At 61.5% G+C, this 14,926-nt stretch carries 16 protein-coding genes and 7 riboswitches; of the genes, 3 read left to right on the top strand and 13 right to left on the bottom strand.

What is annotated here, in order from left to right:
• Positions 1–603: 603 nt before the first annotated feature.
• The 6 genes from QM685_RS02675 to QM685_RS02650 form a co-directional block, all read right to left on the bottom strand.
• The gene (locus tag QM685_RS02675) at positions 604–1,083 is read right to left on the bottom strand and encodes a universal stress protein (RefSeq protein WP_415112457.1); all 480 of its coding nucleotides are present in this window, start codon (positions 1,081–1,083) and stop codon (positions 604–606) included.
• A gap of 9 nt (positions 1,084–1,092) precedes the next feature.
• Complete coding sequence (locus QM685_RS02670) at positions 1,093–1,551, bottom strand: hypothetical protein (RefSeq protein ID WP_415112455.1); 459 nt, start codon at positions 1,549–1,551, stop codon at positions 1,093–1,095.
• A gap of 220 nt (positions 1,552–1,771) precedes the next feature.
• Positions 1,772–1,832, bottom strand: a riboswitch (Fluoride riboswitch).
• 124 nt (positions 1,833–1,956) lie between these two features.
• Entirely contained in the window at positions 1,957–2,172 is a 216-nt protein-coding gene (locus QM685_RS02665; protein WP_415112453.1) for a hypothetical protein, read from the bottom strand.
• Positions 2,173–2,233: 61 nt separating this feature from the next.
• Positions 2,234–3,013 carry a universal stress protein gene (locus tag QM685_RS02660; protein ID WP_415112451.1) on the bottom strand — a complete coding sequence of 260 codons (780 nt, stop codon included), beginning with the start codon at positions 3,011–3,013 and terminating at the stop codon, positions 2,234–2,236.
• Positions 3,014–3,091: 78 nt separating this feature from the next.
• The gene (ppa, locus tag QM685_RS02655; protein WP_415112449.1) at positions 3,092–3,646 is read right to left on the bottom strand and encodes an inorganic diphosphatase; all 555 of its coding nucleotides are present in this window, start codon (positions 3,644–3,646) and stop codon (positions 3,092–3,094) included.
• On the bottom strand, positions 3,636–3,980 hold the full coding sequence (locus QM685_RS02650) for a DUF190 domain-containing protein (RefSeq protein WP_415112447.1): 345 nt from the start codon (positions 3,978–3,980) through the stop codon (positions 3,636–3,638). Before QM685_RS02650 ends, ppa begins: the two co-directional genes overlap by 11 nt.
• Before the next feature lie 240 nt (positions 3,981–4,220).
• Positions 4,221–4,288, bottom strand: a riboswitch (Fluoride riboswitch).
• A gap of 159 nt (positions 4,289–4,447) precedes the next feature.
• Here QM685_RS02650 and QM685_RS02645 point away from each other — a divergent pair.
• Positions 4,448–4,999 carry a GNAT family N-acetyltransferase gene (locus QM685_RS02645; RefSeq protein ID WP_415112445.1) on the top strand — a complete coding sequence of 184 codons (552 nt, stop codon included), beginning with the start codon at positions 4,448–4,450 and terminating at the stop codon, positions 4,997–4,999.
• A 133-nt stretch (positions 5,000–5,132) separates the two neighbouring features.
• On the opposite strand, the gene QM685_RS02640 is transcribed toward QM685_RS02645, so the two are convergent.
• From QM685_RS02640 to QM685_RS02620, 5 genes are all read right to left on the bottom strand, one after another.
• On the bottom strand, positions 5,133–5,666 hold the full coding sequence (locus tag QM685_RS02640) for a hypothetical protein (RefSeq protein ID WP_415112443.1): 534 nt from the start codon (positions 5,664–5,666) through the stop codon (positions 5,133–5,135).
• A 13-nt stretch (positions 5,667–5,679) separates the two neighbouring features.
• Positions 5,680–6,348: a sel1 repeat family protein gene (locus QM685_RS02635; protein WP_415112442.1), complete on the bottom strand. Its 669-nt coding sequence runs from the start codon at positions 6,346–6,348 to the stop codon at positions 5,680–5,682.
• Between the two features lie 213 nt (positions 6,349–6,561).
• A riboswitch (Fluoride riboswitch) is annotated at positions 6,562–6,622 on the bottom strand.
• A gap of 51 nt (positions 6,623–6,673) precedes the next feature.
• A complete protein-coding gene (locus tag QM685_RS02630; protein ID WP_415112440.1) occupies positions 6,674–7,546 on the bottom strand; it encodes a prenyltransferase/squalene oxidase repeat-containing protein in 873 nt (290 codons plus the stop codon).
• A gap of 28 nt (positions 7,547–7,574) precedes the next feature.
• Complete coding sequence (zapE, locus tag QM685_RS02625; RefSeq protein WP_415113090.1) at positions 7,575–8,714, bottom strand: cell division protein ZapE; 1,140 nt, start codon at positions 8,712–8,714, stop codon at positions 7,575–7,577.
• Positions 8,715–8,957: 243 nt separating this feature from the next.
• A riboswitch (Fluoride riboswitch) is annotated at positions 8,958–9,019 on the bottom strand.
• A 62-nt stretch (positions 9,020–9,081) separates the two neighbouring features.
• Positions 9,082–9,315 (bottom strand): hypothetical protein, encoded by a 234-nt coding sequence (locus tag QM685_RS02620; RefSeq protein WP_415112438.1) that lies wholly within the window; start codon positions 9,313–9,315, stop codon positions 9,082–9,084.
• Positions 9,316–9,384: 69 nt separating this feature from the next.
• Positions 9,385–9,444: riboswitch (Fluoride riboswitch) on the top strand.
• 170 nt (positions 9,445–9,614) lie between these two features.
• Between QM685_RS02620 and QM685_RS02615 the strand changes: the two genes are divergently transcribed.
• Positions 9,615–10,043, top strand: a complete 429-nt coding sequence (locus QM685_RS02615) for an amino acid-binding protein (protein WP_415112436.1) — start codon at positions 9,615–9,617, stop codon at positions 10,041–10,043.
• A 58-nt stretch (positions 10,044–10,101) separates the two neighbouring features.
• Here the strand turns inward: QM685_RS02615 and QM685_RS02610 are convergent, their stop codons facing one another.
• On the bottom strand, positions 10,102–11,775 hold the full coding sequence (locus QM685_RS02610; protein ID WP_415112434.1) for a dynamin family protein: 1,674 nt from the start codon (positions 11,773–11,775) through the stop codon (positions 10,102–10,104).
• Between the two features lie 275 nt (positions 11,776–12,050).
• Positions 12,051–12,112: riboswitch (Fluoride riboswitch) on the bottom strand.
• 111 nt (positions 12,113–12,223) lie between these two features.
• Positions 12,224–12,296, top strand: a riboswitch (Fluoride riboswitch).
• A gap of 75 nt (positions 12,297–12,371) precedes the next feature.
• On the opposite strand from QM685_RS02610, the gene QM685_RS02605 reads away from it, so the two are divergent.
• Positions 12,372–13,715, top strand: coding sequence for a hypothetical protein (locus tag QM685_RS02605; RefSeq protein ID WP_415112432.1), 1,344 nt, complete (start codon positions 12,372–12,374; stop codon positions 13,713–13,715).
• Here QM685_RS02605 and QM685_RS02600 read toward each other — a convergent pair.
• Complete coding sequence (locus tag QM685_RS02600; protein ID WP_415112430.1) at positions 13,666–14,880, bottom strand: MFS transporter; 1,215 nt, start codon at positions 14,878–14,880, stop codon at positions 13,666–13,668. The genes QM685_RS02605 and QM685_RS02600 overlap by 50 nt on opposite strands.
• Positions 14,881–14,926 lie beyond the last annotated feature (46 nt).

Genomic DNA, 14,926 nt, shown 5'->3' with positions numbered 1-14,926 from the left:
GGGGCACGGGCGTACCCGACGCCTGTTAGAAGAAGCGCCCGGCCCGCTCCGGCATTTCCTTCCGTTACCGCGTGTACCGCATGAACTATGACCGGTGACGGGTGGTATCGCGCCAATGGTGATTCATACGCTGGAGCAGCCTATCGCGAAGATGTTCACGACGATAGTGATCGGCGATCAGTACAACAATCATACATACGAAAAACAGGCCGATGATGGTCCCCACACTCAATTCGTCCATTACAGCCTCCATACATAGCCACTTTCTATTCGCCTCTTCGGCGCATGCTCAGCAAACACCATTCTGACTTCGGCCCGCTCTTGCGCTGCGCTGTTCGCTCTGTTCAGATTCCCGCACGGCGCCTCGTTCACATACTGCTCTGTGCGTGCTGGAGTTTGCACGCACAACCGCTGGCGGCCCAGGCGAGCGGGACGCCGACACTGGTGCTTCCGCGCGAGCAACGGTCGGAAAACCAGCCTGCTCCACCCTGCCGCGCCAAACGCTCATCCGACGCGCGCTGCATAGACCGCTTCCGTCCACGCCCCACGCCCGACGAGTTGCGGGAGTGCCATGACAGCGACGATGCGCGCCCGTCCCCGGATTCACCGGATATTTCCTCGCCGCGCTGAAAGCTCAGGCGTTAACACACGACCCGCGCTCAGCGTTGTCTGGCCCGTAACGATCATCACCTCACACCCTGTTCCCGCAAGAAGACGCTCGACCCGCCATGCGGTGGACATTATTCTCGGGACCACCGCCCGCGGGCGGCCCAGTACGACATGGCGCACGTCGAATTCGCGCGCGTAACGCACGATCTCCCGAGCCGGTTCTCCGATCCGGAACGTGTACTGGGCATCCTTCAGCGCGAGTTCGGAACTCAACGTCAGCAACTGCCCCGTGACGGCAGCGATGCACTCTTCGATGACGTCATCGCCGACAGCGATGTCCATTCCGGTCGACGGCAAACCGGCCACCATCAGCACATGCAGACGCGCGCAACAGCGTTCCGCGACCTGTGCGGCGTGCACTACGGCCACGCGCGAGCGTTCTGAACCGTCGAATCCCGCCAGTACATATCTCATGACGGTCTTCTATGATTTGCCGACCTGACTGAATTCGTCGCTGCTGTCGGTCTCCTTGACTGCGCAGAGCTGGACAAGCCCAAAAAGCGCGGCGGCGAGCGTTCGCCCCTTGACGGTATGCCCGCCCTCACTCGTTACAACGAAGCGGGCGTCGTGCTCGTCCGGCGCGGTCGCGATGGAGACGCGTCCGAGTTGCAGAAGTGCCCAGTCGCAAAAACGGGAATCGGCGCTCTTCAGCCCGGTGCGTTCGATGTAGTCGGGGTTGATGCTCGCAATCGACAGTTTCAGGCCCAGCACCTCCTCGCGCGAAAGTCGTACGACTAACGCGCGTGCATTCATCGCTTCCTCGCGTGAATGGCATCTGAAGAGCACCCGTCCATCGACAGTCTGAACGAGCCATTCGCGCCCTGGCCCTTCGGTTTGCAGTTCTTCAATGCGTTGGCTAAGTGCATCACGAAACGCGGACATGGCTGACTCCCCCAGATTCGTTCAAGCGCACGCTCGTCGCAGCAGCGACGCAGCGACACCGGATCGGACGTCGATCCGTTTAGCGCGTGGAGAAGCTCAGGCGGGGTAAGCGGCAATCTCGCCGTCGAGACTGGAAGGCCCGGAAGAGAAGAAGCGGAAGTGGATAAAGCGGCTTCATGTCAGCACCTCGAATGGTGAAGCACGGCGCGCGAAAACGCATCGAGCGACAGGCATCATCAGCCGACATGGCGGTTAAGGAGAATGCCATCTCCTGTTCGTAAACATACCCTTCGGGCAAATGGCATGCAAGGGGCAAGCTTGCGCGCGCAACCACGCGAGACGCGGGAATTCACACCGTCCGGCGAACGCGGTGTCCGGCTTTCAATGGTCAGCAGGCCGGCCTGACTAACTGAGATACGTCCCGATCTGCGCGACCAGTGCGTCCTTGGACGAAGCACTGAACGATTCGCCGTCGAGCAGCGCGGTCCATGTGCCATCCAGATGCTCCGCCCATGATCCTTTCTCCTTGCCGTCCACTTCGACCGAGCCACGCGTGCGCAAGGTCGAGTCGGTGGGATCGAGCACTTCATCATCGTTGTGCAACAGGGTAACGCCAGCCATTGCGAAACTCCTTCCAGATCTATTGACGATGCTTTTTATCGTTCTGCCGCCTCCGGCAGGTTCAATGGGACATGAGAACCGGAACCGAAGGATTGTGAAGCAGATCCTTGCTCGCACTGCCGACCAGGGCCTCGATCAGCCGCGGGTGCCCGAAGGCGCCGGCCACGATCAGATCGGCCTGTTGCCGTTCGAGGCATGAAAATAGCGCATCAATCGGCGCGATGTCCGACGCATTCGGCCACGTGAAAATCTCGCTGCTGACGTCGTGCTGACTCAGGTGGGCCTGCACCAGGCCGGGCGCGGAATCGACGTGATCGACGAACGGCGCGAATTCAAATATCGTCACCCGTTTTGCGTGCCTGAGAATCGGCAGCGAGTCGTGCAATGCGCGGATCGATTCCCTGCTGGAATTCCACGCGATGACCACGCTTTCTCCAATGGCTGCCGGGCCCCAGATCGGCGGGAGAACGAGGACCGGAACGCCCGCGCTCATCACGATATCGTCCGGAATGCCTCTGGCGACGAGATCATCCGAGTCTTCGTCGCGCCCGGTCGCGACGACCAGATCGGCGTAATGCGCATAGAAGTCCTTCCAGCTCGACGTGCGGTTCTCGGCGACACGGTATTCGCCCTTGATCGCCCCTTCCTTGATCTTCGCCTCGAATGCGGGTTCGAGCCCCTTGGCCACGTCGGCAAATTCACCGGCGAACGCCTCTGGTGTACTCACGTCCACACCGATGAGCCGCGCGTCGAACCGTTGGCAAAGCGAAACGGCGACATCGAGCCGCGTTGCAGTGGAGCGGCCGGCATCGAGAAATACGACTATGTCTTTGTAACTCATCGACGGCTCCAGATGACGTCAGCGCGGCCAGCCGCACCGCGGCAGCCGGTAGCATCATGCAGGGCTGAATGCCCGATCCTAAGTCCCGTGGTGCTTTTTGCTCTCATGTTCAACGAATGCGTCGGCCGCGGCCTCAATAGCCTTAACCGCGTCGTGCTCATCACCCCATCCTTCAAATCTCACCCATTTACCCGGCTCGAGCGCCTTGTAATTCCGGAAGAAGAACTCAAGTTCGTCGAGCGCGTGCTGACCGAGGTCCGACAGTTTCAGGATGTGCGCCGTCGACGGACATACGCTGTCGACAGGCACTGCAATAACCTTCTCGTCGGGGCCAGCCTGGTCGGTCATGTTCAGCAGCCCGATCGCCCTGCACGCGATAAGTGACAGTTGTGCCAGCGGATACGGCGCAAAAACGATGATATCCAGCGGATCCCCGTCCCGCGCCAGCGTACGCGGCACGAACCCATAGTTCTGCGGATAGCGCATGCCCGTGCTGATAATCCGGTCGACCTTCAGCAGACCAAGGCGCTTTTCCGCCTCGTACTTCACCGGCGCGCTTTGCGCGGGAATCTCGATGATCGCGTTGACTTCATGCGGGAGATTGTCGCCGGCCTCGATAAGATTAAAGTTCATCTGCCTTCTCCTTCTGCGGTTCGCCCAGGTATCCGAACTCAAGCTGAATTCGCGTGTAAAAAAGCCGCGGACCGCCCTTGGCCAGTTCCGCCAGCAGCGAGTCGATCTTCTCGTCCAGCGCGACCACGGTTACGGCGATTGGCTCATCCGCCAGTTCGAGGAAATGAGCGGCATGGACCTTCCCGTGCGAGTCAATGCCTTCGCTGCACTCGACAATGGTCGCGCCATGTATGCCGAGCGCCGATGCAGTTTCGAGAATCCATTCTCCGACCTGCTGGTGGCCTTTTCGGATGTTCCGGCTTGCAAAGATCGTTATCTGACTGCCTTGGGGCATTATGAAAAATTCTCCTCTGGAGGTTCCTGCAACAAACGAGTACGTGTCATATACGGCTGGACGTAGCAACGCGGGTGCCACGCCTGCTGCGGCGTGCCGGCAGTCTTTGGCGCGGGGCGCATGTACGCCGCCCCGAGTGATAACGGACAAACATTCAATGATCGTTGAAACCAGATCTGAGCAATTTCAAATCCGGGCAGCAGGACGCTACAGGCGAGTACCTACAATTTCCTGAGCCAGGAACTCGTAGGCATCATTAGTCGGCGAGGGCCGGCGGTTAAAGGAGGAATGCCATCTCCGTAGTGCGATGATTCTAGCATGCACGCTCGCGTCTGTTGCTATCGGCAATAGCAATGCGATCATCGCCGTAGTGAACAATTGATTCAGCGCAAGCAGCGGCAAATAAATGAGTGCCCGGCAGAGAGTGCTAACCTGTCTCTCCTTGCCGCAAATTGCCGATGCCAGCCATGCCGCTTCCAACTTTCCACACCGACCGCCTGGAGCTTCGACCCAGAACATTGCAAGACTTCGACGCCTGTCTTGCCATGGATCGGGATCCCGAGGTGGTCCAATTCATTGCGGGACCCTGGGACGATCTTGTGGAGCACGAACACTTTCTCAAGAGTCGGATTGAAGCGAACTTCGGCGAAGGACTGGGTTACTGGTCGATTTTCTCGAAACAGATTTCCGGCCGCTTTCTCGGCTGGATCCTGCTCATTCCGTACGATGCGGTCGGACCCGAGATCGAGATCGGCTGGCGTCTAAACAGGGATGCATGGGGGCACGGTTATGGGACGGAGGCGGCACGCCCGGTGGCAAGCTATGCATTGGGCGAACTCGGGTTGCGGGAGATCGTAGCCGACATTCATCCGGAGAATCGCGCGTCGATACGCGTGGCATCCAGGTTGGGCATGACGCATCGCTGGGACGGCCTGCACAACGGTGTGCCGTGCAGACGTTACGCGATCACGCGAGATGAACTCCAGTTGGCGGCCGACGGCAAAGCAGATATCTCCTGATACGCTATGGTTTCGTCCATCTCACGGCCTTTCATCGCGCACTCAACATGCTGAAGGGACTTCTGACGCTTCTGATCTTCATCGTGCTCGTCGGTATCGGGCTGCATTTCCTGCTGCGCTGGGTGTAATCCGATTAGTGCCGCGCGACGTCCGGTGCCGCCGACGGTTCATGCGCGTCTCGCACCGAGGGGAGCCGACCCGAATCGATAACGCGCTCCATTTTTGCGGCTGCTCGCCGAAGCAGATGAGCGGGTATCGTTGCAAGTTGCTCGTCCTGCATGCGCAACACTGCCTCGAGAGCGACGCACGCAGCTTCGTCGACCTTCCAGAGCCCACCCTGAGGCGCACGTTCGATGCATCGCCGCAGCCCCATCTCGGCGGTCTCGAAGATCGTGGGATCAGTGTTTCCCGAATCTCGCGCGAGAAGCCACGTCATGTACACCGACTTGACAAGCTCTCCCGCGAGACTGCCGTTTCCCTGCCCCTTGCGCATCGCGACAAGGGCAAGATGTGCACGCATGGAGCGCATCTGGGCCTTCGCAGCTGGAATTGGCAGCAACATCTCGCGCGTCAGATGCCGCCTTGAAGCTCCCTTTCCGTGTTTCCCTGGCATTTCCCCTACTCCCGCATCAAGATTGACACCGCTGATCCGTCCATCACGATTCATTTCACGGACCCGCTCAACCGGTTGGCTGACCTGTCTCGTAGAGAAGAGCCTTGTCTGTCAGTTCAAGAACCCTGCGCGCGCATTTCTCGCTGGCCGACACGCCCCGCCGGTACCACATCAGTGCCTGTGCGGTATCAGGCAGTAAATCTTCGCCCCTCGCCATTCCCCAACGCCCTTCCCAGTACAACCCCATGTTCCAGGCAACCTGTTTGATGCCTAAGCGGAAGGCCCTTTCATAATTTCGCAGCGCCTCGCTCGCATCCGGCGCACCCTCCCGTCCAAGTCTCGAGCTGTCGCCGAGAACTACGAAAACCAGTCCCCTGAGCTGTTCCGGTAGCTCGCTGTCACACAGTACGTCACGCATGACGACATGAGCCTCGGCAATGTCCGGGGCGACGCCTTTCCCGTCGAGAAGCGCCAGAGCATGGACGATTCTCAGTGCGGGATGACGGTCGACACCGACCTGCCCGAGTAATCGTTGACCCAGATCCGCGGCGCCGGAAATGGTCGAGATCAGTAGCGCGTTCGCGGTCGTGGCAACCGACTCCAGTGGAACAAAGCCCGCCTTGTACGCAGTCAGAATGTGTCGGTAGAAGCGTCCGACGTTCAGCCTCTGATCGTTGCGTGCGAGGAGAATCCAGTCGTGCTCGATCTGGGTCAGCCAGTTGGTGTCAGTGGACATGGCCGCCCCTCTTCCCAGGCCCGGCGTCGGGCGTTTGCGGCAATCCGGATGACAGCGTGCGTGCACGCAGACAGAGTGCATCATTGAAGGCATTCGTGGCCTTGCGCTGTGGGCGAAGAACACGCTGCCCGCCGAAGCGAATAGCTGGCAAGAAAGAAATAATTTCGACCGTCACGATATCCCACCCGTTGAAATACCGACGTATCAGATACGTCACCGGTAGGAGTCATCAGCCTGACGGCGATTAAGGGGGAACTCCATCCCCACGGCAAAAGATAGAAAGCGGACTTCGCGGCGTCAAGTCAATCCTGCAGCAACGCACGACTCACCCCGGCCACAGGACAACACCGAGTTGCTTCATCGTCCTGAGCGCGCGCTCCGTCAACTCGAGGTCGGGAAGTGCACCGGGCGAAGCAGCGAACCCGCCATTTCCTGTCTGACAGGCGAGAACGAACTGAAGCGCGGCTACCGGATACCGGACAGGCAACCCCAACATGGCGCAGCACTGCGCGCCCGCGAAGACGGTGTTGAGCGTCGACACTCGCGTATCCGGACACAGCGTGAAACCCGATGGCCCGCCCTGCAACAGGTCGACGAACCTGGCCGTCCCATCCGGCATCTCGGCACCCGCGATTCGCATGATGTCCAGCGCAAGCCATGTATCCCAAAGGTTCGGTGTTGTCCCGAAGCCGCCGTCCACTGCCTGGTCGCGCACGTATTCCGCGATCGCCGATATTTCGTCGTCTCCCTGAGCCACCCTCTTCTTCAGATGGGCGACGAAGCGCGTACGTTCCAACCAGCCAGTCTGCTGGAATTCGCGAGCAGGTACCGCGAGAAAACGGAGTCTGCCGATCGATCCCGCGACCTCGGCGGCCAGCGGATCGGCCTTCAGCTCGTCTAGCGCCGTGGCAAGGTGGAACAGATACTCGGGCTGCGAGCTCACTCCCAGTCCACCGAGAAAGGCTTCCACCCGATCGGCGTGCGGAACCGGTTGACCGAGAATCGCAAAAGATCTCACTGCGCACGCTGTATCCGCGATGTTGGGATGATCGGTGTACCTGGATCGATAAAAGCAGAATCCACCCGATGGAGACTGCCGTCCGGTCAGATACTCGTGAGCCTTTTCTCTCGCCGCGCTGACGTCCCGGCGCAGTTTTTCCAGGCGGACATGCGCCTGATCTTCAATGCCGCAGTTCATGCGTTCCCTCCCGACCGGACGTTCTATGTCATGTGCTCCTCACCGTATCGTCACATTGCGACCCCGGCCCCCGCGTCCACGCAGCCGCGACCGGACGCCGCGCATTTTGCAGATAGGACGCGGACTGCATTTCCTTGAGACGCGACACCGTTCGCGCAAATTCGCCTGCGAGCGGTCCGCCCGGATAAAGCTCGTCCGGTGCGACGGCGGCCGACACGATCAGCTTCACGTTATGGTCATAGAGCACGTCGACGAGCCACGTAAACCGCCGCGCCGCCGCTTCCGTTTGCGCCGTCATCCGCGGCACGCCCGAGACCATCACGGTCTTGAAGCGCGCAGCAAGCGCAAGATAGTCATTCTGCGAGCGTGGGCCATCGCATAACGTCTCGAAGTCGAACCAGATCACCCCATTTGCGCGGCGACGCGCCCTTACTTCGCGTCGCTCGATGTTCAGCAGCGGATTTTCATCCGGTCCGCCGGCCAGTGCGTCGAACGATGCCTCGAGGCCGGACTCGGCTTCGTCGCCGAGCGGAAAAAGATACGTCTTCATTCTGGTCATCGTTCGCTCGCGATAATCGACGCCGCCGTCAACCTCCACGATTTCCAGTTTGTCCTTTATCAGATCAATCGCGGGCAGAAAGCGATCGCGATTCAGCCCGTCGGGATAGAGGTCTTCAGGAAAGAAGTTGGACGTCGCCACGATCTGGACGTGATTTTCGAAGAGCGTGGAGAGCAGCCTGTAGAGAATCATCGCGTCCGCGATGTCCGACACATGAAACTCATCCAGACAGACGAGATGGTATAGCGACGACAGCCGCCGCCCGAGTGCGTCGAGCGGATCAGACTGCCCGCGCAGGTCCTCGAGCGATAGATGCACGTCGTGCATGAACTCATGGAAGTGAAGCCGGGTCTTTTTCGTGACCGGCGCGACCGCGTAGAAGCAGTCCATGAGTAGCGTCTTGCCACGCCCGACACTTCCCCACAGGTAGATCCCCTTCGGCGGCTCGGGGTGTGTGAGCAGGCGCCGCAGCGGATTGGCAATCTCCGCCTCGTAGGTACGCCATCCCTCATGGCATCGTTGCAGGTGTCCGAGCGCCGCCATCTGGGAAGCATCGGGAACCAGCGAGCGCGCCCGGGAAAGTTTTCGAAAATTCTCTGTGACGTCCATACGTACCTGTGTGGGCATCCTGAGCTGCGTCGACGACAGGTCCCTGACTTCCTGTTTGGCCACCTGTTCGCAACAGATGCGCACAGCGACAGAAAGACCGTCGCAGACGAACGTGCGAAACAGCGGTTGGTGCAAAGTGGAAAGCGCGGCCCTTGCAGAAACGACAGGGAGGTCGTCGATAATCCCCGCAGGGCGCAAAAGACTCCACCGAAGTCGCCGGGCGAGCCTCAGGTTCCCATGAAGGGTCCTATAGGCATCATCAGCCCGGGAGGGCGGTTCAGGAGAATGCCATCTCCGTAAAGTCAAATCCTACGCTTCGCGCGCAAAGGCCACAAGCCGTTCCGGGCCGCGCATCCTTTCTTCATGTTCACTGCTTCGCGCGAAGCGCCAGCCAGTCGTCGATCGCCTCCTCGATCTCGCCATAAACCGTCAGAAGCGCATCGGTATTCGACGCAAGTGTGGCGTTGAATCGAGGGCCCGTCTCGCCGGTCGCGAGAACCCGGGTCTGCGCATGCGCGGCGATGGCACCGGAGGATTGATGCACGAGTTCGACCGCAATCACCAGGCCGCGATAGATTCGTTCATGGATTTCGCCCATCATCCGTCCACTCCTTTGCCCGATTTACCCCGCGGGGCATCACGTTGCCATAGGCCATCCCGGGCACTACACTCGAAACATGGAGATGGCATTCTCCCAATTGCCTGTCCGGCTGATGATGCCTGCTCACCAGCACGTCTGGAGGGTGCGGAGCAAACCGCTTCCGGTGACCTTCCAGAAAGGATGTGCGAGGTTGGCTCGCGAATGAAGAGGACGCGCAGCCGCGTGGATGCTCAGCGGCCGCGCGGTGACGGCATTGCCGTCCAGCCTTTTCAGCGGACGGCCGCGCACGGGAGATGGACATGGAATTCTCCGTTGAAACGCTCGACGCGTGGCGTGCCGAGATCGGCGTGCAGCCGTCAGGGCTGGCCGACAAGCTTGAAGCGCTGGGCGGCGCCGGCGCGGACCTGGCGCTGGTACTTGCACGGTTCGACACCCTGGATCGCGCGCATGGGAGTGTCCTCATTGCCCCCGGCACTGACGACAGGGCAAAGAATGCGGCCCGCGACGCCGGCTTCGACCTCGGTCACCGCTTGCATCTGGTCCGGATCGAGGGCCCCGAGCGGCGCAGTCTGACCGCGCTCATCATCCGGCGGCTCGCGGACAACGGCGTGAATATCAAGGGCTTCTGGGCATCCACGGTGGGGCCGCGCTTCACCGCGGCAATTGCCGTGGATACCATCGAGGACCTTGGGCGCGTGCTGCACACGTTGAGCCAGATCCGGCAGTAGGCCGACTGTCATGTCCGACTGCCCTCGCCGATCGCAACAGGATGGTTGTCCCGCATGTTTACTCCTCGCTCCACGGCACGTGAACATTGGCGAGCCCCGCGATCAGCTTGAGGGTCCTGTCGGCGGCCTCCGTCTCTTCGGCGCTGGCGAGCTGCCGGCGTATGGCATCGTGCTTCGTTGCGTAGCGCCGCAGATCGTCGGCCAGCCTCGATAGAATCGCTGCCTCGCGGGTAAGCACCCGCTCAGTCAGTTCGGCATCCTCCAGCGCCGCAACCAGGGCCGGCAGGTGCAGCATGCAGATACCGGACAGCGACGCGGCCTGATGTTTCGTGTCCTGCCGCAGGCTGCGCGCGATATCCACGACCGACTCATGCAACGTATCCATGCAGAGCCGGCACAATGCGCATTCGTATGTGCCGGGCAACACGTCCTTGCGATCGAGTACGTCCTGTACGCCCACCGAAGCCGCTCGCGCCGCGCGCTCCAATGTCGTGGACAGCGCTTCGAGAAGCGCCGGGTAGCCCACCGCGACACCGCGCGGCGACGCAAGCTGGGCAAGCTGTCGCGTGTGCGTGACGCAGAGTCCCCTTGCCTGCGCGTGGCGGTTCTGCGACTGCGTACTGACGCTCAGTTCATACTGGTAACGGCATAGAAAGTCGAAGCTGACCGACTGGATCCGCTGGCAGATTTCGCATGGCTCGAGTTCCTGCAGCGAACCCACGTCGACCGTCGACGCCGCAAGGTGGGGACGCGGAAGATGAGCCACGCCACTGTCGGCTTCGAGCCGATGCAGAAACTCCTGTACTTCGAGAGCGACTGCGGCAAATGCCGCATCCGAAGGATCCAGTCGGGTGACGTCGAGCACACGCTCGCAGAAACTCGCGAGGAATGCGCGGCGTTTGCCTTCCAGCAGAAAGCTGACCAGCGCCTCTTCAAGACCGGCCATGCCGCTTTGCCGCACGGCTTCCGGATTACCCTCCAGTTTTGCTGCAAGGCCATCGCGCGCGGACACGGAAAACGGCGGTGACGCACGGGGCCCAAGCACGCGCTGCAACTGCTCGTTCACGTAAGCAAGACCTTCCTCGCGCTGCGCCTGCGTCACGGTGTCCTGCTTGTTCAATACCATGAAGACGCGGCGATCATAGCGGGCCGCGAGACGCAGAACCGCAAACTCTTCTTCGGAAAGGGGACTGTCGTAGCTGGTAACGACGAGCATCGCGTCCGCTTCCGGCAGGAAGGATTCGGTCGTGCGCGTGTTTTCCGCGATCGCGGATCCCAGGCCGGGTGTGTCGACGAAATGAAATCCACGCCGCAGGATTTCCGCGGGCAATTGCACTTCGGCCGTCCTGACGCCGCGCACGTTACCCGGATTGGTGCGCTGTGTAATGAACTGCGGCAGTTCATCGAGGGTGATTTCCGTCGCAAGGTGTCGCCCCTCGTAATGAATGATCACCTTCTCGGTACTTCCGTAGACGACAGTCGTGATAACCGACGTGAGAGGCAGAATGCCGGTCGGCAATCTCTCCACGCCGATCAGGGCATTCATCAGGGAGCTCTTGCCGCGCCCGAAGCGCCCGACGATTGCGAGGTTGAACCGGTCTTCCGCCAGTCGGACAAACAGATCGCGGATCTTCTCACCTGTCGGATCGCCCTTGTCCTTCGCCGCCTCCGATAATGCGCGCAACTGTTCGGCGAGCTCGAACTTCGCGTTTTCGTATTCACGCAGGTCCATCGTTCCGCCTCCGTTGTCCGTGCAGCCCCGTCCGGCTATACCCCGAGGCACGTATTGCGTGAATGTGTTCTGGAATAGGGGGGCCTGCATGCACCTCCCAGGCCTCGATGTGCTTTACGTCGAGTTCCATTCGACTTGCCTCGCAAGGTTTTGCGCGACCGTCGCAACGAAAACCGGATTGAACTTTCCGTACCTGGACAGCGGGGGACGGCCACGCGCGATGGGCACAGTCTGGCCGAAGGGAACTGGTGGTCGTGCCAGTGCCGCCTTCGAACAGGCCAGCAGGCATCATCAGCCCAGGAGGGCGGTCAGGGAGAATGCCATCTCCACCAGTGTGATTAAATTTTATCGCCGGTTCCCGTGGGTCGCAACGGATTTGCGCGCCTCGGCAAGCGTGCTGCAATGCTTCGCCGCCCGCATTGCAGGGCGGCTTCGAGATACGATAGACTGCGCAGCAGGAGATGGCATCCTCCCTCGAACCGCTGCGCGCTCCCTTCGCGGCTAATGATGCCTACGGACCCCTGGGGGTGAGCCGTAGGCCATCTGGCGCAGCCATTCTCAGGTCACGTAAGCAGCAGAACCTGAACGTGACTGCCATGCGATCAACGCAATCATCCCCGGCCTGCAATGCCAGTTCCGCCGGTAACCAGCACACTGCCGGGCGTCACGTCGATGTCGCCGCACATCCGGGCTGCACCATCTGCGCGCAGCTCGCCGACGCGGACGGCCGATACTTCGGGCGTCTGATGCGCGATGCACGGGCACGAACAGCACTCGCCCAAACTATTGCGACGAGCATGGGATTCTGCTCCGATCATGCCGCCCTCATCGCATCGCCTGACAGCGAAGCGCCGCGCGCGCTGGAGGCGACCATGCATGAAGCGGGTCGCCATCTCGGCTCATTGCTCGAACGCACGGTCCTGCAGGACGAACTGCTCCAGGACATTCTTTTCAACGCTCGTGGCCGCTGCCCGGCGTGTGCGTATTTTCACCGCAGCGAAGGCCGGGCCGTGGCCCGAGTGCTGCACGGCCTCGAGAGCGGCAGGCATGCGCCACTGCCGCCATTGTGTTTCGTCCATACCCAGCTTCTCGTCCAGCGCACGGAACCACCGCTGCGCGGTCGCCTGGTGCGCCTTCTGCGCGCGAGCGCGCGCGCTGCGATCGCAGCGCTCGATACGCCGGCAACCATCAGTGCCGGCGAGCGCGTCGGCGCGGTACGCGATCTGATTTACCCGCTTGCACGCAGCGATACTTCTCATGCGCAGGCGCCCTGCACGTGTCCGGTCTGCATGGCGATCCGGACAGCGCGCAGTCAATGGCTCACGGCCGCCGCCGAAAACGTGCGTCTTGAACAGCCCGGATGGATCACACTCCCCACCTGCCGCACTCACCTGCTGCTCTGTCTGGATCAGGCGGACAGAAGCCTGCAACGCGCCGCGCTTCAGCGCTATCTGGAAGTGGCGTTGCCCGGTCGCCCGGCTTCCGCTCAGGATGCTGAAGCCGCCCCGAAGCGGCGTCGCCGCAGCAAGGTCCGATGGTTCGACGCCGCGGCACGCGCCGCCCAGACGAATGGCACGGCGCCCTCCTCACACGCGGCCACGACGCCTCAGCACGAGCCTTGCCCCGGCTGTGACACGGAAGAAATCGCAGCCCGTCGCGCGATTGCCCAGTTGATCCGCAAAGTCTCCCGCGCAAACGACGAAGACGCGATGGCGATCACTTCAGGCGTCTGCCTCAAGCACTTCGCGGAAGCGCTCATCTACGCGTCGGACCCGGTCATCGAACATCGGCTGAGCAGTGCGCTGTGCCGCGCGCTGCGCCGCGATCAGGAAGTTGCGACGCCCGCGCCGGCGATATCCGCACGCGCTGCCGGCAGCAGGACAGGGCTGCCTAGCCGTCAGCGGATCCCGAATCCTGTTGCGCAACCTTCCGCCGGCTGACCCATGTGAATACCGGCAGGGCCAGCAGTTGGGAAACGACGCAGAACAATACGGCGCCCGTGATCGACCGGTCATAGATCCAGCCGATCAGCGCGCTACCCGCGAACCAGCACACGCCATAGACCGCCGTGAAGGTGCCGAACGCGGAAGCCCGTCGCGCCCGGCTGACCATGGGCGCCACGGCCGCGGGAATGATCGATTCGTGAACACCCATACCCATGCCCCAGAGCGCGGCGCCCACGACCGCATATTCGATGCGCCCGGAAAGAAACACGAGTGGAGCGAAGGCTGCCGCAACGACTGTCAGCACGATCAATACGCGAAAACCAAACCGGTCGAAGAGGCGCCCCAGAAAGAGCGAAGCACCACCGCTGACGGCCATCGCGACTGCGTAAAGCAGCGGCACCCAGTCTGCGGGAACAATGCGATGGATCGACCAGTGATACGCGATCAGCGGATAGTCCGCGAATCCCGCGGCGACCAGACCCGCGCCTGCGAGATAGATCCAGTACTCCGTCGGATAACTATCGGCGACGGGCACAGCGGCTTCGCGCTGTTCGAGATCCTGGGGGCGCGGAAACGAGATTCGCGCCAGCGCGACGAAGCAAAGATTGATGAACGCGGGAACGGCCAGCGCGGCAAACGCGAGACGATAATCTCCATGTACGGCAATGATGCCGGCAACGACGAGCGGCCCCACCATTGCGCCGAACTGGTCGAACGCCTCATGAATTCCGAAGGCCCAGCCGTATCCGCCGATACGCTTTGCGGCGCTCGCCAGCATCACGTCGCGCGGTGGATTGCGAATCGCCTTGCCCGTACGCTCCAGCACGATCAGGACCGCGGCGGCCTGCCAGCTATGGACCAGTGCAAGGAGCGGCACCGCGCTCATCTGGACCACGTAGCCGACGATCGTGATTGGCCAGAACCGGCGCGATGCATCGGCCAGCCTGCCCGACACGACACGCAGTCCGTAACCCAGTAGTTCGCCAAAACCAACCACGATGCCGATCGCCGTCGCGGACGCACCCATCGCGGCAAGCCACGGGCCGAGCACGCCGCGCGCCCCTTCGTAGGTGAAATCCGCGAAGAAGCTGAGGACACCGACGAGCAACACGAAACGCATTGCACGCCGTGCCGCGAGGCTTTCACCCGTATCCTTCATGACAGTCTCCGCAAAGAATGGATGATGCCGCCCGATGCTCGCACCG

The organism is Paraburkholderia sp., from assembly GCF_047605525.1.
Classification (GTDB): domain Bacteria; phylum Pseudomonadota; class Gammaproteobacteria; order Burkholderiales; family Burkholderiaceae; genus Paraburkholderia.
This window is presented reverse-complemented; position numbering and strand designations above follow the sequence as displayed.